Annotated in this window: 19 protein-coding genes; 12 read left to right on the top strand and 7 right to left on the bottom strand. The window is 64.2% G+C overall.

Translation table 11 applies throughout. From position 1 onward, the window contains the following. Positions 1 to 29: 29 nt before the first annotated feature. The 3 genes from mreD to mreB all read right to left on the bottom strand — a co-directional run bounded on the left by mreD (position 30) and on the right by mreB (position 2,754). Positions 30 to 518 carry a rod shape-determining protein MreD gene (gene mreD / locus AC25M7_RS13565; RefSeq protein WP_028689641.1) on the bottom strand — a complete coding sequence of 163 codons (489 nt, stop codon included), beginning with the start codon at positions 516 to 518 and terminating at the stop codon, positions 30 to 32. Then, on the bottom strand, positions 518 to 1,495 hold the full coding sequence (mreC, locus tag AC25M7_RS13570) for a rod shape-determining protein MreC (protein WP_028689640.1): 978 nt from the start codon (positions 1,493 to 1,495) through the stop codon (positions 518 to 520). The genes mreD and mreC overlap by 1 nt, the downstream gene beginning before the upstream one ends. Positions 1,496 to 1,716: 221 nt before the next feature. Then, on the bottom strand, positions 1,717 to 2,754 hold the full coding sequence (mreB, locus tag AC25M7_RS13575) for a rod shape-determining protein MreB (RefSeq protein WP_003255163.1): 1,038 nt from the start codon (positions 2,752 to 2,754) through the stop codon (positions 1,717 to 1,719). A 203-nt stretch (positions 2,755 to 2,957) separates the two neighbouring features. Here mreB and gatC point away from each other — a divergent pair, with 203 nt between their 5' ends. The 6 genes from gatC (at position 2,958) to AC25M7_RS13605 (ending at position 8,131) form a co-directional block, all read left to right on the top strand. Further along, complete coding sequence (gene gatC, locus AC25M7_RS13580) at positions 2,958 to 3,245, top strand: Asp-tRNA(Asn)/Glu-tRNA(Gln) amidotransferase subunit GatC (protein ID WP_028689639.1); 288 nt, start codon at positions 2,958 to 2,960, stop codon at positions 3,243 to 3,245. A 15-nt stretch (positions 3,246 to 3,260) separates the two neighbouring features. After that, positions 3,261 to 4,712 (top strand): Asp-tRNA(Asn)/Glu-tRNA(Gln) amidotransferase subunit GatA, encoded by a 1,452-nt coding sequence (gene gatA, locus AC25M7_RS13585; RefSeq protein WP_232853557.1) that lies wholly within the window; start codon positions 3,261 to 3,263, stop codon positions 4,710 to 4,712. Between the two features lie 11 nt (positions 4,713 to 4,723). Further along, a complete protein-coding gene (gene gatB / locus AC25M7_RS13590) occupies positions 4,724 to 6,169 on the top strand; it encodes an Asp-tRNA(Asn)/Glu-tRNA(Gln) amidotransferase subunit GatB (protein ID WP_028689637.1) in 1,446 nt (481 codons plus the stop codon). A 55-nt stretch (positions 6,170 to 6,224) separates the two neighbouring features. Beyond that, positions 6,225 to 6,629, top strand: a complete 405-nt coding sequence (locus tag AC25M7_RS13595) for a septal ring lytic transglycosylase RlpA family protein (protein WP_428480923.1) — start codon at positions 6,225 to 6,227, stop codon at positions 6,627 to 6,629. A 61-nt stretch (positions 6,630 to 6,690) separates the two neighbouring features. Then, complete coding sequence (locus AC25M7_RS13600) at positions 6,691 to 7,734, top strand: calcium/sodium antiporter (protein WP_062364517.1); 1,044 nt, start codon at positions 6,691 to 6,693, stop codon at positions 7,732 to 7,734. A 10-nt stretch (positions 7,735 to 7,744) separates the two neighbouring features. After that, positions 7,745 to 8,131, top strand: a complete 387-nt coding sequence (locus tag AC25M7_RS13605; RefSeq protein ID WP_486971142.1) for a carboxymuconolactone decarboxylase family protein — start codon at positions 7,745 to 7,747, stop codon at positions 8,129 to 8,131. A gap of 393 nt (positions 8,132 to 8,524) precedes the next feature. On the opposite strand, the gene AC25M7_RS13610 is transcribed toward AC25M7_RS13605, so the two are convergent. Both AC25M7_RS13610 and AC25M7_RS13615 read right to left on the bottom strand, forming a co-directional pair. After that, on the bottom strand, positions 8,525 to 9,880 hold the full coding sequence (locus tag AC25M7_RS13610; RefSeq protein ID WP_028689633.1) for an amino acid permease: 1,356 nt from the start codon (positions 9,878 to 9,880) through the stop codon (positions 8,525 to 8,527). A 48-nt stretch (positions 9,881 to 9,928) separates the two neighbouring features. Next, positions 9,929 to 10,870 carry an AEC family transporter gene (locus tag AC25M7_RS13615; protein WP_028689632.1) on the bottom strand — a complete coding sequence of 314 codons (942 nt, stop codon included), beginning with the start codon at positions 10,868 to 10,870 and terminating at the stop codon, positions 9,929 to 9,931. A gap of 189 nt (positions 10,871 to 11,059) precedes the next feature. On the opposite strand from AC25M7_RS13615, the gene AC25M7_RS13620 reads away from it, so the two are divergent. Continuing rightward, the gene (locus AC25M7_RS13620; protein ID WP_486971143.1) at positions 11,060 to 12,694 is read left to right on the top strand and encodes a phospholipase; all 1,635 of its coding nucleotides are present in this window, start codon (positions 11,060 to 11,062) and stop codon (positions 12,692 to 12,694) included. A gap of 14 nt (positions 12,695 to 12,708) precedes the next feature. Then, a complete protein-coding gene (locus AC25M7_RS13625; RefSeq protein WP_062364522.1) occupies positions 12,709 to 12,897 on the top strand; it encodes a hypothetical protein in 189 nt (62 codons plus the stop codon). A gap of 119 nt (positions 12,898 to 13,016) precedes the next feature. Here the strand turns inward: AC25M7_RS13625 and AC25M7_RS13630 are convergent, their stop codons facing one another. Together AC25M7_RS13630 and AC25M7_RS13635 are read right to left on the bottom strand one after the other, a co-directional pair. Further along, positions 13,017 to 13,577, bottom strand: a complete 561-nt coding sequence (locus AC25M7_RS13630) for a response regulator transcription factor (RefSeq protein WP_028689629.1) — start codon at positions 13,575 to 13,577, stop codon at positions 13,017 to 13,019. After that, positions 13,577 to 14,833: an ATP-binding protein gene (locus AC25M7_RS13635; protein ID WP_182322507.1), complete on the bottom strand. Its 1,257-nt coding sequence runs from the start codon at positions 14,831 to 14,833 to the stop codon at positions 13,577 to 13,579. Before AC25M7_RS13635 ends, AC25M7_RS13630 begins: the two co-directional genes overlap by 1 nt. Positions 14,834 to 15,034: 201 nt before the next feature. Here AC25M7_RS13635 and AC25M7_RS13640 point away from each other — a divergent pair, with 201 nt between their 5' ends. The 4 genes from AC25M7_RS13640 (at position 15,035) to AC25M7_RS13655 (ending at position 21,036) form a co-directional block, all read left to right on the top strand. Beyond that, a complete protein-coding gene (locus AC25M7_RS13640; protein ID WP_207851170.1) occupies positions 15,035 to 15,757 on the top strand; it encodes an SIMPL domain-containing protein in 723 nt (240 codons plus the stop codon). A gap of 311 nt (positions 15,758 to 16,068) precedes the next feature. Next, positions 16,069 to 17,694, top strand: a complete 1,626-nt coding sequence (locus AC25M7_RS13645) for an ABC transporter substrate-binding protein (protein WP_062364524.1) — start codon at positions 16,069 to 16,071, stop codon at positions 17,692 to 17,694. Between the two features lie 213 nt (positions 17,695 to 17,907). Further along, a complete protein-coding gene (locus tag AC25M7_RS13650; RefSeq protein WP_486971144.1) occupies positions 17,908 to 19,500 on the top strand; it encodes an ABC transporter substrate-binding protein in 1,593 nt (530 codons plus the stop codon). Positions 19,501 to 19,656: 156 nt separating this feature from the next. After that, positions 19,657 to 21,036: an OprD family porin gene (locus AC25M7_RS13655; RefSeq protein WP_036985906.1), complete on the top strand. Its 1,380-nt coding sequence runs from the start codon at positions 19,657 to 19,659 to the stop codon at positions 21,034 to 21,036. Positions 21,037 to 21,071: the final 35 nt, after the last annotated feature.

A 21,071-nucleotide genomic window follows, 5' to 3' on the forward strand; every position in this document is an offset into this window, starting at 1 on the left:
GACATCTCCCTGTCAGTGGCGGCGGGTCGTCAGTGAATGTGCAGGCGAACGCGCAAGCCGCGCAGGGCGAAACTCACCCAGGGCCAGAGCAGGGCACTGATCACCGCCGACCAGACCAGGGCCAGGGTCGGCAGGCGATTGCCGGTGAGCGCGCTCAGCCAGAGCTGGATCAGCTGGGCGATGCCGAAGATCACCAGGATCACCAGGCTCTGCTGCCACATGGGGAACATGCGCAGGCGCTGCTGCAACGACAGCACCAGGAAGGTGATCAGGGTGAGAATCAGGGCATTCTGGCCAAGCAGGGTGCCGTACAGCACGTCCTCGGCCAGGCCGAGCAGGAATGCCGTGGTCATGCCGACCTTGCCGGGCACGGCGAGGGTCCAGAAGGCCAGCAGCAGGGCCAGCCACATGGGCCGGAATACTTCCATGAACTGCGGCATGGGCGAGACGCTGAGCAACAGGCCGATGGCGAAGGTCAGCCAGATGGCCCAGCCGTTTCTGCTACGGGTGCTGGCCATTATTGTCTCCGGGGTTGAGCCGGCGCGGCGGCCGGTTGGGCCGACGCCGGGCTGGCCGTCGTTGGCGCAGCCGCAGGCGCCGTACCTGGCGCGGGCTGCGCGGCATGGGCCGGCGCGGGTGTCGCGGGCGTGGCCGCTGGCGGAGTGTGGCCGGCGCCTTGGCGGTCGGCCTCTTCCTGGGCAATCGCCGCCTCGGTAGCGCGCTCTTCCGGGGTGCGTCGGTCGCTGAACACCAACAGCATGTAGCGGCTGCGGTTGAGCGCGGCGGTCGGAATGGCACGGACGATGGCGAACGGCTGGCCGGAGTCGTGGATCACTTCGTTGACCGTAGCCACCGGGTAACCGGCCGGGAAACGCTGGCCCATGCCGGAGCTGACCAGCAGGTCGCCTTCCTTGATGTCGGCGGTGTCGGCCACATGGCGCAGCTCGAGGCGCTCCGGGTTGCCGGTGCCGCTGGCGATAGCGCGCAGACCGTTGCGGTTGACCTGTACCGGAATGCTGTGGGTAGTGTCGGTGAGCAGCAGCACCCGCGAGGTGTACGGCATCAGCTCTACCACCTGGCCCATCAGGCCGCGGGCATCGAGCACCGGCTGGCCGAGGAACACGCCGTCGCGCTCGCCCTTGTTGATCAGGATGCGGTGGGTGAAGGGATTGGGGTCTACACCGATCAGCTCGGCGACCTCGACCTTCTCGTTGACCAGCGCCGATGAGTTGAGCAACTCGCGCAGGCGCACGTTCTGCTCGGTCAGGGCCGCCAGCTTCTGCAGGCGCCCCTGCAACAGCAGGGCCTCGGTCTTGAGTTTCTCGTTCTCGGCGATCAGCTCGGTGCGGCTGCCGAACTGGCCGGCCACGCCTTGCCACATGCGCTGCGGCAGATCGGTGATCCAGTAGGATTCCATCAGCACCAGGCCCATCTGGCTGCGCACCGGCTTGAGCAGGTCGAAACGCGAATCGACCACCATCAGCGCGACCGACATCACCACCAGCACGAGCAGGCGAACGCCCAGCGAGGGGCCCTTGGAGAAAAGCGGTTTAATGGGCCGTTCCTCGTGGACGACTCAGAAGGTCATGGGACATGGAGCAATGCACCGGCCTGCTGCGGGTTGACGGAAACGGCGCCCGGGCGGGCGCCAGCACAGCGCATACAGGTAGCACTGTGCGTGCCACCTGTAAACCTGAGGATGCTACTGCGCAGCGATCACTCGCTGGAGAGCAGGTCCATGGCGTGCTTGTCCATCATCTCCAGGGCACGACCACCGCCGCGGGCGACACAGGTCAGCGGGTCTTCGGCGACGATCACCGGCAGGCCGGTTTCCTGAGCCAGCAGCTTGTCGAGGTCGCGCAGCAGCGCGCCACCACCGGTCAGCACCAGGCCACGCTCGGCGATGTCCGAGGCCAGCTCGGGCGGCGATTGCTCCAGGGCGCTCTTGACCGCCTGGACGATGGTCGCCAGGGACTCCTGCAGCGCTTCGAGCACTTCGTTGGAGTTCAGGGTGAAGGCACGCGGTACGCCTTCGGCCAGGTTGCGGCCACGGACGTCGACTTCGCGCACTTCGCCGCCTGGGTAGGCAGTACCGATTTCCTGCTTGATGCGCTCGGCGGTGGATTCGCCGATCAGGCTGCCGTAGTTGCGGCGCACGTAGGTGACGATGGCTTCGTCGAAGCGGTCGCCGCCGACGCGCACGGATTCGGCGTAGACCACGCCGTTGAGCGAGATCAGGGCGATCTCGGTGGTACCGCCACCGATATCGACGACCATCGAGCCGCGGGCCTCTTCGACCGGCAGGCCGGCACCAATGGCAGCGGCCATCGGCTCTTCGATCAGGAACACTTCGCGGGCACCGGCACCGAGAGCCGATTCACGGATAGCGCGACGCTCGACCTGGGTCGACTTGCACGGCACGCAGATCAGCACGCGAGGGCTAGGCTGCAGGAAGCTGTTTTCGTGCACTTTGTTGATGAAGTACTGCAACATTTTTTCACAAACGCTGAAGTCGGCGATCACGCCATCTTTCATCGGGCGGATGGCCGCGATGTTGCCAGGCGTACGGCCCAGCATGCGCTTGGCTTCGGTCCCGACTGCGACGACGCTTTTCTGGTTGCCGTGGGTACGGATGGCAACCACCGAGGGCTCATTCAGGACGATACCGCGCTCACGCACGTAAATAAGGGTGTTGGCAGTACCCAGGTCGATGGACAGATCGCTGGAAAACATGCCACGCAGTTTCTTGAACATGGGAAAGTGACCCTGGGGAAAGCGTGGGTAAAAAAGTGCGGCAAACTCTAACAATGGCAGGGATTTTGGGCAAGGAGCCAATATGTTAAATTGGCTGTTTTTCCGAGCATGCCTGCCGATGATCGCGGCCCTTTGACCGCCAGAATCCCAGCATGTTCCTCATTTGCGGACTCATTCCGTCTGTCGTTTTCCTGGAGATCCCCATGGCGCTTCAACGCTCCGACGTGGAAAAGATCGCCCATCTGGCCCGCCTGGGCCTGAATGAAGGCGAATTGCCACGCACCACCGATGCCTTGAACAGTATTCTCGGGCTGGTCGACCAGATGCAAGCCGTCGACACCACCGGCGTGGAACCCCTCGCCCACCCGCTGGAGACCACCCAGCGCCTGCGTCCCGACCAGGTCACCGAAAGCAACCAGCGCGACCGCTACCAGGCCGTCGCTCCGTCGACCGAGAACGGTCTGTACCTGGTTCCGAAAGTCATCGATTAAGGGATAGCGCCTGCCATGCATCAACTCACTCTGGCCGAGATCGCCCGTGGCCTCGCCGACAAGTCGTTCTCCTCGCAAGAACTGACCGGCGCCCTGCTGTCGCGTATCAAGCAGCTCGACCCGCAGCTCAACAGCTTCATCACCGTCACCGAGACCCACGCCCTGGAGCAGGCGCGCGCCGCCGACGCCCGTCGCGCCGCCGGTGAAACCGGTGCGCTGCTCGGCGCGCCGATCGCCCACAAAGACCTGTTCTGCACCAACGGCGTGCGTACCAGTTGCGGCTCGAAGATGCTCGACAACTTCACCGCCCCGTATGACGCCACCGTGGTCGCCAAGCTGGCCGAGGCTGGCATGGTCACCCTGGGCAAGACCAACATGGACGAATTCGCCATGGGCTCGGCCAACGAGTCCAGCCACTACGGCGCGGTGAAGAACCCGTGGAACCTCGAGCACGTGCCGGGCGGCTCGTCCGGCGGCTCGGCCGCCGCCGTGGCCGCGCGCCTGCTGCCGGCCACCACTGGCACCGACACCGGCGGCTCGATCCGCCAGCCGGCGGCGCTGACCAACCTCACCGGCCTGAAGCCGACCTACGGCCGCGTGTCGCGCTGGGGCATGATCGCCTACGCCTCGAGCCTCGACCAGGGCGGCCCGCTGGCCCGCACCGCCGAGGACTGCGCCCTGCTGCTGCAAGGCATGGCCGGCTTCGACGCCAAGGACTCGACCTCGGTCGACGAGCCGGTGCCGGACTTCAGCGCCAACCTGAACGCCTCGCTGCAAGGCCTGCGCATCGGCCTGCCGAAGGAATACTTCGGCGCCGGCCTCGACCCGCGCATCGCCGACCTGGTCCAGGCCAGCGTCAAGGAGCTGGAGAAGCTCGGCGCGGTGGTCAAGGAAATCAGCCTGCCGAACATGCAGCACGCCATCCCGGCGTACTACGTGATCGCCCCGGCGGAAGCCTCCTCCAACCTGTCGCGTTTCGACGGCGTGCGCTTCGGCTACCGCTGCGAGGCCCCCAAGGACCTCACCGACCTGTACAAGCGATCCCGTGGCGAAGGCTTCGGCGCCGAAGTGCAGCGGCGCATCATGGTCGGTACCTACGCCCTGTCGGCCGGCTACTACGACGCCTACTACGTCAAGGCGCAGCAGGTCCGCCGCCTGATCAAGAACGACTTCATGAGCGCCTTCGAAGAAGTCGACGTGATCATCGGCCCGACCACGCCGAACCCGGCGTGGAAGATCGGCGCCAAGGCCGGCGACCCGGTCGCCGAGTACCTTGAAGACCTCTACACCATCACCGCCAACCTGGCGGGCCTGCCGGGCCTGTCGATGCCGGCCGGCTTCGTCGACGGCCTGCCGGTGGGCGTGCAACTGCTGGCCCCGTACTTCCAGGAAGGCCGCCTGCTCAATATCGCGCACCGTTACCAGCAAGTCACCGACTGGCACACCCGCGCCCCCAACGGCTTCTGAGGAGTTCACACATGCAATGGGAAGTTGTGATCGGGCTGGAGATTCATACCCAGCTCGCCACCCAGTCGAAGATCTTCTCCGGCAGCGCCACCACCTTCGGCTCCGAGCCGAACACCCAGGCCAGCCTGGTCGACCTGGGCATGCCCGGCGTGCTGCCGGTGCTCAACCAGGAAGCCGTGCGCATGGCGTGCATGTTCGGCCTGGCGATCAATGCCGAGATCGGCCCGCGCAACGTGTTCGCGCGCAAGAACTACTTCTACCCCGACCTGCCCAAGGGCTACCAGATCAGCCAGATGGACCTGCCGATCGTCGGCAAGGGCCACCTGGACATCGCCCTGGAAGACGGCACCATCAAGCGCATCGGCGTGACCCGCGCGCACCTTGAAGAAGACGCCGGCAAGAGCCTGCACGAAGACTTCAACGGCGCCACCGGCATTGACCTGAACCGCGCCGGCACCCCGCTGCTGGAAATCGTCTCCGAGCCGGACATGCGCAGCGCCAAAGAGGCGGTGGCCTACGTCAAGGCCATCCACGCCCTGGTGCGCTACTTGGGCATCTGCGACGGCAACATGGCCGAAGGCTCGCTGCGCTGCGACTGCAACGTCTCGATCCGCCCGAAAGGCCAGACCGAGTTCGGCACCCGCTGCGAGATCAAGAACGTCAACTCGTTCCGCTTCATCGAGCGGGCGATCAACAGCGAGATCCAGCGCCAGATCGACCTGATCGAGGACGGCGGCAAGGTGGTGCAGGAAACCCGCCTGTACGACCCGAACAAGGACGAGACCCGTTCCATGCGCAGCAAGGAGGAAGCCAACGACTACCGTTACTTCCCCGACCCGGACCTGCTGCCGGTGGTCATCGAGCCGAGCTTCCTCGACAGCGTGCGCGCCGCCCTGCCGGAGCTGCCGCCGCAGAAGGTCGAGCGCTTCCAGAGCCAGTACGGTCTGTCGGCCTACGACGCCAACGTGCTGGCCTCCAGCCGCGAGCAGGCCGACTACTTCGAGCAAGTGGTGAAGATTGGCGGCGACGCCAAGCTGGCCGCCAACTGGGTCATGGTCGAACTGGGCAGCCTGCTGAACAAGCTGGGCGTCGAGATCGACCAGTCGCCGGTCAGCGCCGAGCACCTCGGCGGTATGCTGCTGCGCATTCGCGACAACACCATCAGCGGCAAGATCGCCAAGACCGTGTTCGAGGCCATGGCCGCCGGTGAAGGCGATGCCGACGGCATCATCGCAAGCAAAGGTCTCAAGCAGGTCACCGACACCGGCGCGATCGACAAGATGCTCGACGAGATGCTCGCCGCCAATGCCGAACAGGTCGAACAGTACCGCGCCGCCGACGAGGCCAAGCGCGGCAAGATGTTCGGTTTCTTCGTCGGCCAGGCGATGAAAGCCTCGAAAGGCAAGGCCAACCCGGGGCAAGTGAACCAATTGCTCAAGGCCAAGCTCGAAGGGTGATCCCGATCGCGGGGCAAGCCCGCTCCCACGCCAGTGGGAGCGGGCTTGCCCCGCGATGATCAGCGGCAACAGCGGAGCATCCGACTTGCTAAGACGCGCCATCACCTCCCTCACCCTCTTCTCGCTCCTGGCCGGCTGCGCCAGCCATGACATCGACCCTCGCGGTTACGACCAGACCGGCACCGCCTCCTACTACGGCGCCCGCCACCACGGCAAACGCACCGCCAGCGGCGAACCCTTCAACCAGCACGGTCTCACCGCCGCCCACCGCAGCCTGCCCTTCGGCAGCCAGGTGCTGGTCACCAACCTGTCCAACCAGCGCAGCGTCGTGGTGCGCATCAACGACCGCGGCCCGCATACCCGAGGCCGGCTGATCGACCTGTCACGCGCCGCCGCAGAAAAAATCGGCATGCTCCGTAGCGGAACCGCGCGAGTCCGGGTACAAGGTCTGAGCGATTGACCTGACTGGAGCCCTCGCCATTTTCGACCTGGCCACCCTTCCCGCCTTCAGCCTGCTGCAACTGGGCCTGGGCCTCGTGCTGCTGATCATCGGCGCCGAACTGCTGGTGCGCGCCGCCCTGCGCCTGGCCGGTCGCCTGCATGTGCGCCCGCTGATCATCGGCCTGAGCCTGGTGGCCTTCGGCAGCACCGCGCCACAGCTGACCGTGAGCCTGCAGGCCGCCTACCAGGGCGCACCGGACGTGGCGGTGGGCAGTGTCGTGGGCAGCAACATCTTCAACGTGCTAGTGATTCTCGGCCTGGCGGCGTTGATCATTCCGCTGCGCGTGTCGCGCCAACTGGTGCGCCTGGACATCCCGCTGATGATCCTGGCCAGCGCCCTGGTGTACCTGCTCGCGCTCAACGGCCAGCTGGGGCGCCTGGAAGGTGGCCTGCTGCTGCTCGGCCTGCTGGCTTACCTGGCCATGCTCTGGCATCAGTCGCGCCACTACGCCCGCACCTACCCCGCGCCGAGCACCCTGCATGCCAGCCCGCTGCGCTTCTGGAGCGCTGCGGTGTTGCAGATCGTCGTGGGCCTGGTCCTTCTGAGCCTGGCTGGCCACCTGTTGCTCGAGGCGGTGGTGGAGGTGGCCACCGACCTGGGCCTGTCCGAACGCATCATCGGCCTGACCGTGGTGGCCGTATGCACCTCGCTGCCGGAGCTGGCCGCCGCGCTGATCGCGGCCCTGCGTGGCGAACGGGAGATCGCCGTGGGCACGGTGATCGGCAGCAACCTGTTCAACCTGCTGGCGGTGCTGGGGCTCACGGCGGTGATCACCCCCGAGCCCTTGTCGATCTCACCCAACGCCCTGGACTTCGACCTGCCGGTAATGCTCGGCGTCGCCGCCCTGTCCCTGCCGGTGTTCTATTCCGGCTACCGGGTCACCCGCGCCGAAGGCCTGGTGTTCCTTTGCCTGTACCTGGTCTACGGCCTGCATGTGGTGGCCTTCACCACTGGCATGCCGCTGGCCGGACGCCTTGAACGACTGATGCTGTTCTATGTGATGCCCGTGCTCGGGGTCGTGCTGCTGTACACCACGGCCCGCGCCTGGCGCCGCCAACACTAAGGAAAACAACATGGCTGACACGAAACAGACCGGCGAAGGCATTCGCCGCCAGGTGATGGGCGATGCCTTCGTCGATCGCGCCCTGGGCAACGCGACTGCGTTCACTCAACCGCTGCAGGACTTCGTCAACGAGCATGCCTGGGGGGGTGTCTGGGCCCGTGACGGGTTGCCGCTGAAGACCCGCAGCCTGATCACCCTGGCGGCCCTGACCGCGCTCAAGTGCCCGCAGGAGCTCAAGGGGCACGTACGCGGGGCGCTTAACAACGGTTGCACCGTTGAGGAGATCCGCGAGGCGCTGCTGCATTGCGCGGTGTATGCCGGGGTGCCGGCGGCGATTGATGCGTTTCGGGCGGCGCAGGAAGTAATTGATAGCTATCAGGCGAGTTCTAGCGATTAAGGGCGGGCGCCCTGGCCTCGTGACTGTTACCTATGTGGGTGAACTACTGTGTAACCCATGTGGGTGATCCATACAGCTTGGCGATCAGAAGATTAACCACCCCGTCCACTAGCGACAGCTGCGCCAGTCCAGGCGCCGCCCGTACCTTCGCGACTTCAGGAGGCCTGCGTTCGGCCTCCTGAAGTCGCAATTGGCGTCGCCTGAACTATCGCGCATTTAGAAGCAAGATCAAGATCAAATGATGCGAATTTGGAGATTAGACAGTTGGCAATATTTTGACTGCCTGTGATGGCAACCGAAAGATTGAAAACAGACTTGAATGACGATTTTACGTCATCCAAGCCTGCTCGGTTTCAGGACACCATAAGCATCCCGAAACCGAACTAGATAAAATCAGGCCTGCCGCGCCTTCTTGATCCGGAACGCTACCCACAACACAGCAATCCACGCCGGAATCAACATCACCGAAATACGAATCGGCGGCGTCAGGTACATCACCACCAGGATCAGCACGATGAACGCCAGGCACAGGTAGTTGGTCAGCGGATGCCCCAGGCTACGGTAGAACGGCTGGATACCTGCCGCCAGCTTGGCCTTGCGGAATTTCAAGTGGGTGATACTGATGCTCGCCCAGTTGATCACCAACGCCGACACCGCCAAAGCCATGAGCAGGCCGAAGGCCTCACCCGGCATCAGGTAGTTGATTACCACGCACAGGCCGGTGGCGAAGGCCGACACGCCCAGCGCGGTGAGCGGCACGCCACGACGGCTGACCTTGAGCAGTTGGCGCGGCGCGTCACCCTGCGTGGCCAGGCCGAACAGCATGCGACTGTTGGCGTACACGCAGCTGTTGTAGACCGACAGCGCGGCGGTCAGCACCACGACGTTGAGGATCGTCGCCACCAGGTCGCTGTCCAGCTCGTGGAAGATCATCACGAACGGACTGCCGCCCTGCACCACCTTCTGCCACGGATACAGCGACAGCAGCACGGCCAGCGCGCCGATGTAGAAGATCAGGATGCGATAGACCACCTGGTTGGTGGCCTTCGGAATGCTCTCACGCGGGTTGGCCGCCTCGGCGGCGGTGATACCCACCAGCTCCAGGCCACCGAACGAGAACATGATCACCGCCAGCGCCATGATCAGCCCGGTGACGCCATTGGGGAAGAAGCCACCGTACTGCCACAGATTGGCGACGCTGGCATCCGGTCCGCCGTGGCCACTGGTCAGCAGCCAGGCACCGAAACCGATCATGCTGACGATCGCCACCACCTTGACCAGGGCGAACCAGAACTCCATTTCGCCGTATACCTTCACCTGAGTCAGGTTGATGGCGTTGATCACCACGAAGAAGATCGCCGCCGTAGCCCAGGTGGGGAAGTCCGGCCACCAGTACTGCACGTAGATGCCCACCGCGGTGAGTTCGGCCATGCCGACCAACACGTAGACCACCCAGTAGTTCCAGCCCGAGACGAAACCGGCGAACTCGCTCCAGTACTGGTGGGCAAAGTGGCTGAAGCTGCCGGCGACCGGCTCCTCGACCACCATCTCGCCCAGCTGGCGCATGATCAGGAAGGCCATCAGGCCGGCAATGGCGTAGCCCAGCAACACCGACGGGCCGGCCAGCTGGATGGTCTGGGCGATGCCCAGGAACAGCCCGGTGCCGATGGCCCCGCCCAGCGCGATCAGCTGGATATGGCGATTCTTCAGCCCGCGCTGCAAGCGCTCGGGCGTGCTCTGGTCTTGCATGAAGTGTCCTTTAGGTGAGGCAGTGTTATTGGTTTTGCTTGCAATGGACTAGATCCATCCACCCCATTGCAAGAAGAAAATCCCGATGTTCGTGGTGACGGCGGCCATCAGCGTGGTGATCACGATGATCGACGCCGCCAGCTCATGGTTGCCGTTGGCTTCCCGCGCCATCACATAACTGGCCGCCGCGGTGGGGCTGCCGATGTAGAGGAACAGGATGCCAAGCTCGGCACCGCGAAAACCGCACAACCAGGCGCCAAGCGTTCCCAGCACCGGCAGCCAGACCATCTTCACCAGGCTGACATCGATGGCCAACCGGCCACTGTCGCGCAGCGCCGTCAGTGACAGGGTGCCGCCGATGCAGATCAACGCCAGCGGCAAGGTCATCTGTGCCAGGTAGTCCCCCGAGGTCAGCAGCCAGTTGGGCAGCGGCACCTGACCATAGGCCATGGGCGTGGCCAGCAGCACGCTGATGATCAACGGGTTGCTGAGGATGCTCTTGCAGATGCTCCACGGGTCGGACTTCAGGTCCGGGCTGTACACCGCCAGGACCACCGTCGACAGCGAGTTGTACAGCAGGATCACCAGCCCGGCCAGCAGCGCGCCGAGGGATATACCGTAGTCGCCATACAGGCTGGCCGCCAGTGCCAGGCCGATCACGCCGTTGTTGCCGCGAAATGCGCCCTGCGTGTAGACGCCCCGGTCCGCCCGCGGACAGCGCCAGATCGCCAAGCCCCAGGCCAGGCCGAAACACGCCAGCGTCGCAACCACGAAGTAGAGGATCACCCCAGGCTTCACCGCAGACGCCAGGTCGGCATGGTAGATGCCGAGGAACAGCAACGCCGGCATGCACACGTTGAACACCAGCTTCGAGGCGACCCGGTTGAAGTTGTCGTCGATCAAGCGGATGCGCTTGAGCAGCACGCCCATGAACAGCATGGCGAACACAGGGGCCGTGATGTTCAGTGTCTGGATAAGAAGGGCAAGCATGCAACGTGTTCCCGGGAATTACCGTCAGGGGCGCAATCATACGTGAGTGCCGGGGAGTTGCGCCCGCCACAGTAGCCAGATGCCCGCACAAAGAGATCTTGACGTAGGAATTTTCCTGAATATAGTAAGAATTACTGTATATGTATACAGTATAAAAATGGACGATCCAGACATTGCAAGGAGCAAATCATGTCAGGAATGCACACTCTGCCTGTCGCCGCGAAGGCCCAGGCAACGCTGGTGGTCGCCGACCTCGAGCAGTTGTTCGAGGAACAGGGCGTCGCCCTGCCCGGCCCCGACAGCCATCTGATGTTGGTCATGCATGGCCACCACACCGTCAAGTATCACCGCCTTGCGCCGCCACCGGCACGCGGCCCATCCGCACGGCGCGGGCCGGAGCTGTTCTTCGAAGGCGGCGAACACACCGCCATCGGCGACAACACCCTGCTGCGCTTTGAAGCGGGTCAACCGGGTATCCCCGCCCATCAGTCGCCGCTGCCGTTGCCCAACGGCCTGAGCCTGACCTATGGCCAGGTGATTGCCTTGGGCGGCGACTTCTACGGTTTGCCCGAGCGCCCGATCGCCGATGGCGTCAACGACGCCGAACGGGTCGAGCGCTTCACCCAGGCCTTCGACTCCCTGGCGCGCCTGCCAGCGGCCAAGGCGGAAGCCGAACAGATCCTTGCGGTCATGCAGGAAGAAATCGGTGCCGCCAACCAGGCTATCAAGGACGGCCGTCAGCCCCACGAGGCCTATGACGCGCTGGGTGACAGCCTGTCGGCGCGCTGGAACCGCATCACCGGGGGCGGCAGCTTCGCCTCCGACCTGTTCCCCCTGGGCCGCTACCTGAAACTGGCCGCCAGCAACTGGGACCACTTCGGCCCCTGGGCGCTGGCGGCCTACCAGGCCGGCCACGCCGCCGCCCTGCAGCAGGCGCTCAAAGCCCGCGCCAGCGGCGAGGAGCGCGACCTGCAACTGGCCTATGCGATGAACGCCTTCGCCGACCACTTCCTCACCGACCTGTTCTCCGCCGGCCACCTGCGGGTGCCGCGCAAGGCCCTGGCCAATACCGTCACGCCGAGTGACGTCGGCTCGCTGATCTCGCGCTTCATGCATGACGAGGACAGCAAGTACGGCCTGGCCGTGCGCAATGCCGAAAACGAGCAATGGCGCGCCTACGGCGACAAGCGCTACTTCGACAGCGTCGATGTGGCCAACCGTCGCCAGGTGGGCCGCGCCGTGCAACGGTCGGCCGACGAGGTGTTCCAGGCCTTCGCCGAAGGCCGCGCGCCGGCGGCGAAGGACTTCGCGGCGCTGCGCCTGGCGCCCGACCTGCGGGCCGCCGAGCAGGACCTGGTGCCCGGCAACTTCGCCCCGCTGTACTTCCAAGACGGCAAGACCGTACTGCGGCGCAAGGATGTCAACGACCTCAACGATCGCACCCGCATCGGCGACTGGTGGGGCTGGAGCACCTACCTGCTGCTTAAGGACTACAAGCCGAACAAGCCCACCGGCTTCATCGATGCCCCGGGCACCTCGCCAGCGATCACCGGCTGGGAGCGCCGCGAGCCCGATGGCCTGAACTGGCAACGGGGCAACGCGGTGCGCTACGCCTTCAGCGTCACCGACCAGCTCAATGAGTCGTACATCGGCCCGTGGAGTACCTATGTCGAGTTGACCGACCAGTTCCACCCGAGCGTGCAAGTGCCGGCGGACGGCAAGCAACGCGGGCGCAACCTGTTCCGCCAGTTCCGCGGCGGTTCACCGGAACTGATTGCCAGCCTGGACGGCAAGACCACGCTCTATATCGATCGCAACGCGTGACAAGGAGGTCACCGATGAATATCAAGGTCAAACTGGAACTGGCTTCGGGCCAGTCGATGGAGGGCATGCCGCTGGAGTTGCTGCGTGCCGGCAAGGTGATTGGCCGGGCGAAAGTGCCGGCGGGGGGACAGGTGGCGTTCGAGGCGCCATCGGGGGCTGGGCAGCTGGCGGTGCGGGTTGACCGCTCGGGAGGGAAAGCCTGACAAAACGCTGGGGGCCACTACGTGGCCCTTTCGCCGGCAAGCCGACTTCCACAGGGCATCGGTGATCCTTGTGGGAGCCGGCTTGCCGGCGATGGGGCGCGCAGCGTCCCCAGTGGACTTCAGCGCCGTACCGGGCGCTTCTGCAACTTGCGCTGCAGCGTGCGCCGGTGCATCCCCAGCGCCCGCGCCGTGGCGGAGATGTTGCCTTCGTGTTCGCTCAGCACCCGCTGGATATGCTCCCACTGCAGGCGATCCACCGACATCGGGTTTTCCGGCACTAGGGTGTCCAGGTCGGTGTGCTCCGAGAGCAGCGCCGCCAGTACATCGTCGGCGTCCGCCGGCTTGCACAGGTAGTTGCAGGCCCCGCGCTTGACCGCCTCGACCGCCGTGGCGATGCTCGAGTAGCCGGTCAGGATCACCACGCGCATCTCCGGGTCCAGCTCCAGCAGCTTGGGCAGCAGCACCAGGCCCGAGTCGCCTTCCATCTTCAGGTCCAGCGTGGCGTAGTCCGGCAGGTCCTGCTCAGCCAGCTTCAAGCCCTCTTCAGCAGAACCCGCGGTGCTCACGCGGAACCCGCGACGGGCCATGGCTCGCGCCATCACTCGGGTAAAGGTGGCGTCGTCGTCCACCAGCAGCAGGTGCGGCAGCTCTTCGCCTTCAACCTGGTTTTCTTCGCTCATCATGCATCTCCTCGCTTGCCATGGGGCAGGCGCAATTCGGTCAGGGTGCCACCCTGCTCATGACTATAGAGTTTCACCGAACCGCCCGCACGCGTCACGCTGGCCTTGCTCAAGAACAGGCCCAGGCCAAAGCCTTTGCCCTTGGTGGTAATGAAGGGTTTGCCGATGGCTTCGGCGATGGCCGGCGGTACGCCCGGGCCATGGTCGCGGATGCTGATGACGATGTCCTGGGCGTTCCAGTCCAGGCGCACTTCCAGGTCATCCGGGCAGGCATCGGCGGCGTTGTTCAACAGGTTCAGCAGCGCCTGGGTCAGGTCCGGCGGCGGTGTCAGCCGCGGCACCACGCCATCGCGCAGGCGCTGGAAGCGGTAGCTGGCCTCCGGGCGCATCAGGTGCCAGCGGTTGAGTGCCTCGTCGAGCCAGGCGGTGACATCCTGCTCGACGATCGCCAGGCGCCGGTTGGCCTCGGCGGCGCGCACCAGTTGCTGCAGGGTCTCCTTGCACAGCTTGACCTGGTCCTGGAGGATCTGCAGGTCCTCCTGCAGCAGAGGATCGGCATGATCCTGGCGCATCTCGTTGAGCAGCACGCTCATGGTCGCCAGCGGCGTGCCCAGCTCATGGGCGGCGCCGGCGGCCTGGGTGGCCACGGCCAGCAGTTGCTCGTCGCGCAGGCTTTCTTCACGGCGTTCGGCGCGCAGGTTCTCCTGGCGGCGCAGCTCCTCGGCCATGCGCGCGGCGAAGAAGGTGATCACCCCGGCGGCCAGGGCGATGCTCAGCCACATGCCATAGACCTGCATGGTGTCCCTGGCCAGCGGCAGCGTTTCCAGCGGGTAGTACTGCACCAGCAGCAGGCTGTAGGCCACCAGGGCGATGCCCGAAAGCACCAACGAGTAGAGCCACGGCAGCGTGACCGCGGCGATCGCCAGCGGTACCAGATAATAGGAGACGAAGGGGTTGGTCGAACCGCCCGAGTAGTAAAGCAGCGCACTGTGGATCAGCAGGTCGCAGGCCAGCTGCAGCGCGTATTCGAGCTCGGTGACCGGCAGCGACAGGCGCAGGCGCAGGGCGGTGAACGCACAGAGCAGCGATGACAGGGCCAGCGTCACCGCCAGCGAGAACCACGGCAACGGCAGCAGCTCGGTCCAGTAGGCAACGCCCACGGAGCCGGCCTGGGCCGCCAGCACGAGAATGCGAATAAAGGTCAGGCGCCAGAGGTTCTGGCGTGTAGCGGACAACGGTTGTGCGACGGCGAGCATGAGCTCTCCCAATGAGTGCTCCAGGAAAATCGGCTGGAGTATACCGAAGCCGGGCGCCTCGCTGCAGCGATGCGGCAAAGCGCCACACTTTGTCACAGACTCATGATGGCATTTTTGAACCCACTACACTGTTGCCGGTCTGATCGGCCATGCGTGGAACGGATGTCCTCATCCACGCCTTACCTTGCCAAGGAGCTCCACATGCACATTTCCCGTCGCGGCGCCGCCGCTGTTGCCCTGTCCTGCGGCATGCTCGCCAACCTGCCGGCCCTGGCGGCCGACGAGCCGCGCTACAACCAGGTGTCGCTGCGCGCCGAAGTCAGCAAGGAAGTGGCGCGCGACCTGATGGTCGTGACGCTGTACAGCGAAGCCCAGAACACCGACCCGGGCAAGCTCGCCAAGGAGATCACCGAGACCATGAACAAGGCCGTGCAGCAGGCCCGCCAGGTCAAGGATGTGAAGATCAGCCAGGGCAGCCGCAACAGCTACCCGATCTACGACACCAAGGGCCAGAAGATCACCGGCTGGCGCGAGCGCGCCGAGCTGCGCCTGGAGGGAGCCGACTTCCCGGCCCTGTCCAAGCTCACTGGCGAGCTGCTGCAGGACCTGAAAATGGGCGGCATGGACTTCTCCATCGCCCCGGCCACGCGTAAGAGCAACGAGGACGAGCTGCTCAAGGATGCCGTCGCCGCCTTCAAGGCACGCGCTCAGTTGGCCACCGAGGCCTTGGGCGGCAAAGGCTACAAGGTGGTCAGCCTGAACCTCAACAGCAGCGGCTACCCGCGTCCGTACCTGCGCAGCGCGCCGATGGCGATGATGGCCAAGGGCGCCGCCGACGAGGCTGCGCCGGCACCGGATATCGAAGCCGGCACCAGCGAAGTCAGCATGAGCGCCGATGGCCTGATCGAAGTTCAGGTCCCTTGACCCACCCAACCGGATGTTCGAGGCGTGCAGAACGTCTCGGACAACGGTTTCAGACCTTTCCTACGCACCAAACGGGTGCATCTGCTTGTCGCATAAAGTGCGAAACATCCTGAAATTTTCGCCCTTTTCACCCACGCAAACGATCAACATTCGCCAAAGTTATATGGATGCGACATCCATGTACGTCCGTACCACAATTTTGGCGCCAACCATCCTGCTGAGTGTTGCATTGGGAACACCCCCTGCATAAGTATCCGCAGGTCGGCTCACGAGGCCGCCTCAATTCGAAAAATGACAACAATGAGGCCACCATGCTCAAACACGCAGTCATTCCGTTCCTGTTAGGCGCAGGCTTGCTAGCCGGCGCTCCTTCTGCCCTCGCCGCATCCAACCTGGTGTTCTGCTCCGAAGGCAGCCCAGCCGGTTTCGACCCCGGGCAGTACACCACCGGAACTGACTTTGACGCCTCCGCCGAAACCATCTTCAACCGCCTGACTCAATTCGAGCGAGGCGGCACCGCGGTGATTCCGGGCCTGGCCACCAAGTGGGAGGTTTCCGACGATGGCAAGACCTACACCTTCCACCTGCGCGAAGGCGTGAAGTTCCATACCACCGAATATTTCAAGCCCACCCGCGAATTCAACGCCGATGACGTGCTGTTCACCTTCGAACGCATGCTCGACAAGAACCAGCCGTTCCGCAAGGCCTACCCCACCGAGTTCCCTTACTTCACCGACATGGGCATGGACAAGAACATTGCCAAGGTGGAGAAGATCGACGATCACACGGTGAAGTTCACCCTCGCCCAGGTCGACGCCGCGTTCATCCAGAACATGGCCATGCACTTCGCCTCGATCCAGTCAGCCGAGTACGCTGACCAGTTGCTCAAGCAGGGCAAACCCGCCGACATCAACCAGAAGCCCATCGGCACCGGCCCGTTCGTGTTCAGCAAATACCAGAAGGACGCGCAGATCCGCTTCAAGGGCAACAAGGACTACTGGAATCCCGAGGAAGTGAAGATCGACAACCTGATCTTCGCCATCAGCACTGACGCCTCGGTGCGCATGCAAAAACTGAAGAAGAACGAGTGCCAGGTGACGCTGTTCCCACGGCCGGCCGACATCGAGCCGCTGAAGGCGGACAAGAACCTGCAGATGCCCCACCAGGCTGGCTTCAACCTCGGCTACATCGCCTACAACGTGATGGACAAGGTCAAGGGCAGCAACGAAGCGAACCCCCTGTCCCAACTCAAGGTCCGCCAGGCGCTGGACATGGCGGTCAACAAGCAGCAGATCATCGAGTCGGTGTATCAGGGTGCCGGCCAGCTGGCGGTCAACGCCATGCCGCCGACCCAGTGGTCCTATGACGACACCATCAAGGACGCCGCATACGACCCAGAGAAGGCCAAGCAACTGCTCAAGGAAGCCGGCATCAAGGAAGGTACCGAGATCACCCTGTGGGCCATGCCGGTGCAACGCCCCTACAACCCCAACGCCAAGCTGATGGCCGAAATGCTCCAGTCCGACTGGAAGAAGATCGGTATCAACGCCAAGATCGTCAGCTACGAGTGGGGTGAGTACATCAAACGCTCCAAGGCTGGCGAGCAGGGCGCCATGCTGATCGGCTGGAGCGGCGACAATGGTGACCCGGACAACTGGCTGGGCACCCTGTTCGGCTGCGACGCCATGGACGGCAACAACTTCTCCAAGTGGTGCTACAAGCCCTACGACGACCTGATCAAGCAAGCCAAGGCGACCTCCGATCAGGCCAAGCGCACCGAGCTCTACAAGCAGGCGCAACACATCCTCAAGGAGCAGGTGCCGATGACCCCCATCGCCCACTCCACCGTGTATCAGCCCATGAGCGCGAAAGTGAAGGACTTCAAGATCAGCCCCTTCGGCCTGAATTCCTTCTACGGGGTCAGCGTAGACAAGTAACGGCCGTGATCGTCCTGCCGGTTTTTCCGGCGGGACGATGACACGACCGGGCGATACGTAGGGCAATTCCCTCACGCTCGCCGGAACGCTCCCACTCCCAAATCAGTAGCGAAGCCCTGGCTCCCACATTCTGGCGCACCTATCGTCAGGACCGGGATGTTGCAGCCGCGTTTTGCCTGTCGCGGCCCGAAAAAGACGGACAAAGGATCTGCCATGCGCCTGACCACACTGTGTTCCACCCTGCTTGCCCTCGGCCTGCTGAGCCAGGCCCCGCTGAGCTTCGCCAACAACCTGGTGTTCTGCTCAGAGGGCAGCCCGGCGGGCTTCGACACCGCCCAGTACACCGCGGCCACCGACAACGACGCCGCCGAACCGATCTACAACCGCCTGGTCGAGTTCGAGCGTGGCGGCACCGCCGTGCAGCCGGGCCTGGCGACTGACTGGCAAGTGTCCGACTACGGCCTGAAGTACACCTTTCACCTGCGCCCCGGGGTGAAGTTCCATGCCAACAAGGACTTCAAGCCCTCCCGCGACTTCAACGCCGACGACGTGCTGTTCACCTTCAACCGCATGCTCGACAAGAGCCACCCCTTCCGCCAGGCCTACCCCACCGAGTTCCCGTACTTCATCAGCATGGGCCTGGACAAGAACATCGCCAAGGTCGAGAAGACCGACCCGCTGACCGTGGTCTTCACCCTCAACAAGGTCGATGCCGCCTTCCTGCAGAACATCGCCATGGCCTTCGCCTCGATCCTCTCCGCCGAGTACGCCGAGCACCTGCTGGCCGGCGGCAAGGCCAGCGACATCAACCAGAAGCCGATCGGCACCGGCCCGTTCGTGTTCCAGCGCTACCAGAAGGATTCGCAGATCCGCTTCAAGGGCAACAAGGACTATTGGGCACCGGACCGGGTGAAGCTCGACAACCTGGTGTTCTCGATCAACGTCGACCCTTCGGTGCGCATCCAGAAGCTGCGCCGCAACGAGTGCCAGATCACCCTGCACCCACGTCCGGCCGACCTGCCAGCGCTCAAGCAGGACGGCCAGTTGCAGGTGATGACCCAGCCCGGCTTCAACCTCGGCTACATCGCCTACAACACCCAGCACCCGCCGTTCGACCGGCTGGAGGTGCGCCAAGCCATGGACATGGCGGTGAACAAGAAAGCCATCATCGAGGCGGTCTACCAGGACGCCGGCCAGGCCGCGTCGAACGCCATGCCGCCGACCCAGTGGTCCTACGACAAATCGATCAAGGACGCGCCCTTCGATCCGGACAAAGCCAAGCAGTTGCTCAAGCAGGCCGGGGTCAAGGAAGGTACCGAGATCACCCTGTGGGCCATGCCGGTGCAGCGCCCCTACAACCCCAATGCCAAGCTGATGGCCGAAATGCTCCAGGCCGACTGGAGCAAGCTCGGCTTCAAGGTGCGCATCGTCAGCTACGAGTGGGGTGAATACCTCAAGCGCATGAAGAACGGCGAACACGACATCGCCCTGATCGGCTGGACCGGCGACAACGGCGACCCGGACAACTGGCTGGGCACGCTGTTCAGTTGCGACGCCATCGGCAGCAACAACTACTCGCTGTGGTGCGACCCGCAGTACGACGCCCTGGTCAAGAAAGCCAAGCAGGTCACCGACCGCGACCAGCGCACCAGCCTCTACGAACAAGCCCAGCAACGCCTCAAGCAACAAGTGCCGATCACTCCGGTCGCGCACTCCACGGTCAACCAGCCGCTGAGCATCAGCGTGAAAGACTTCAAGGTCAGCCCCTTCGGACGCAACGTTTTCTCCGGCGTCAGCATCGATTGACCCTTCACGCGGGCGTGGGAGTGCAACCCACTCCCACGCCCGCGTGCAGCCCGGATTTGCCTGGCAACCCCAAGGCAGACACTGCAGTACCGCGTCACCGTGACAAGCCCGGCTCACAAGGTCGGGTGATAACTAAAAAAATATCAGGGAGCTTTCATGTTGATTCGTACCACAACCACCGCACTGGCCTTGTCCGTCGGCGCCTTCTGCGCCCTCGCCCAGGCCGAACCCGTGAGCCAGGACTTCGTGCCGTTCGCGCTCAAGTCCAGCAGTGAGCAGGCCGAAGCCAAAGGCTTCATCGATGGCCAGAGCCTGTCCGGCAGCACCCGCAACTGGTATGCCCGCGAACGCGCCACCCGTGCGCCGCTGTGGAAGTACACCAAGGGTGACGGCACCCGCCACGACACCCACAGCCGTGACAACTGGGTGCAGGGCACCATCCTCAACTACAGCTCGGGCTTCACCGAAGGCACCGTGGGCTTCGCCGTCGAGGCCGCGGCCTACAACGCCATCGCCCTCGAGCAGGGCCGCGCCGCCGTGGCCGGCCCGAACAACCGTACGCTGACCCACAGCGACGGCGACCCGATCGGCCAGTGGAGCAAGATGGGCCTGGGCAATGTCAAGGCCCGCATCTCCAACACCACGCTGACCGTGGGCCGCCAGTCGGTCGACACGCCGATGATCGCCTATATCGGCAACCGCGCATTGCCGTCGAGCTTCCAGGGTGCGTTCCTGCATAGCGCCGAGTTCGAGAACCTGTCGTTCGACGTGGGTACCTTCGACCGCGTCTCGCCGCGTACCGAGCAGAGCCTGAGCAAGTTCCGCAGCGAATACGGCAACGGCAGGGAAACCGACCGCGCCAGCACCGTCGGCCTCAACTACCAGCCGCTCAAGAGCCTGACCACCAGCCTCTACGCCACCAAGGTCGAGGACTTCTGGAACCAGTACTACTTCGGCGCCAACCACGTGCTGGGCGACAGCGCGGTGCTGAGCCTGACCACCGGTCTGAACTACTACAAGACCGTGGACGAAGGCAGCAAGAAGATGGGCGAGATCGACAACGACACCTACAGCCTGTCGTTTGGCCTGACCCACCAGGCCCATACCCTCAGCGCCTCCTGGCAGCAGGTCAACGGCAACGAATACTTCGACTACCTGCACGAAACCAACGGCATCTACCTGGCCAACTCCCTGCTGTCGGACTTCAACGGTCCGAACGAAAAGTCCCTGCAGATCAGCTATGTGCTGAACATGGCGCCGTATGGCGTGCCGGGCCTGAAGTTCAACGTCTACAACGCCCGCGGCTGGGGCATCGACGGCACCCACTACAAGGGCACCGCCTATGACGTCCGTGGCCAGGACGGCGAAAACCACTACGAGTGGGGCATCGGCACCAGCTACGCGGTGCAAAGCGGCATGCTGAAGGACACCACCATCCGCGCCACCTATACCGCCCACCGTGCCAGCAAGGCCCAGGCCGACGGCAGCCTCGACGAGCTCCGCGTCGTGACCACCATTCCGTTCAACATCCTCTGACCGTTGGCGCCACGGCCCGACTCCCCACGGGCCGT

It is taken from the genome of Pseudomonas sp. P106(2024) (assembly GCF_057480815.1).

Coding starts and splice junctions, on each gene's coding strand:
- AC25M7_RS13620 (WP_486971143.1), top strand. CDS start 11,060: ATGTCAGGAATGCACACTCTGCCTGTCGCCGCGAAGGCCCAGGCAACG.
- AC25M7_RS13625 (WP_062364522.1), top strand. CDS start 12,709: ATGAATATCAAGGTCAAACTGGAACTGGCTTCGGGCCAGTCGATGGAG.
- AC25M7_RS13615 (WP_028689632.1), bottom strand. CDS start 10,870: ATGCTTGCCCTTCTTATCCAGACACTGAACATCACGGCCCCTGTGTTC.
- gatB (WP_028689637.1), top strand. CDS start 4,724: ATGCAATGGGAAGTTGTGATCGGGCTGGAGATTCATACCCAGCTCGCC.
- gatA (WP_232853557.1), top strand. CDS start 3,261: ATGCATCAACTCACTCTGGCCGAGATCGCCCGTGGCCTCGCCGACAAG.
- mreB (WP_003255163.1), bottom strand. CDS start 2,754: ATGTTCAAGAAACTGCGTGGCATGTTTTCCAGCGATCTGTCCATCGAC.
- AC25M7_RS13635 (WP_182322507.1), bottom strand. CDS start 14,833: ATGCTCGCCGTCGCACAACCGTTGTCCGCTACACGCCAGAACCTCTGG.
- AC25M7_RS13645 (WP_062364524.1), top strand. CDS start 16,069: ATGCTCAAACACGCAGTCATTCCGTTCCTGTTAGGCGCAGGCTTGCTA.
- mreD (WP_028689641.1), bottom strand. CDS start 518: ATGGCCAGCACCCGTAGCAGAAACGGCTGGGCCATCTGGCTGACCTTC.
- mreC (WP_028689640.1), bottom strand. CDS start 1,495: ATGTCGGTCGCGCTGATGGTGGTCGATTCGCGTTTCGACCTGCTCAAG.
- AC25M7_RS13605 (WP_486971142.1), top strand. CDS start 7,745: ATGGCTGACACGAAACAGACCGGCGAAGGCATTCGCCGCCAGGTGATG.
- AC25M7_RS13630 (WP_028689629.1), bottom strand. CDS start 13,577: ATGAGCGAAGAAAACCAGGTTGAAGGCGAAGAGCTGCCGCACCTGCTG.
- AC25M7_RS13595 (WP_428480923.1), top strand. CDS start 6,225: ATGATCAGCGGCAACAGCGGAGCATCCGACTTGCTAAGACGCGCCATC.
- AC25M7_RS13655 (WP_036985906.1), top strand. CDS start 19,657: ATGTTGATTCGTACCACAACCACCGCACTGGCCTTGTCCGTCGGCGCC.
- gatC (WP_028689639.1), top strand. CDS start 2,958: ATGGCGCTTCAACGCTCCGACGTGGAAAAGATCGCCCATCTGGCCCGC.
- AC25M7_RS13610 (WP_028689633.1), bottom strand. CDS start 9,880: ATGCAAGACCAGAGCACGCCCGAGCGCTTGCAGCGCGGGCTGAAGAAT.
- AC25M7_RS13640 (WP_207851170.1), top strand. CDS start 15,035: ATGCACATTTCCCGTCGCGGCGCCGCCGCTGTTGCCCTGTCCTGCGGC.
- AC25M7_RS13650 (WP_486971144.1), top strand. CDS start 17,908: ATGCGCCTGACCACACTGTGTTCCACCCTGCTTGCCCTCGGCCTGCTG.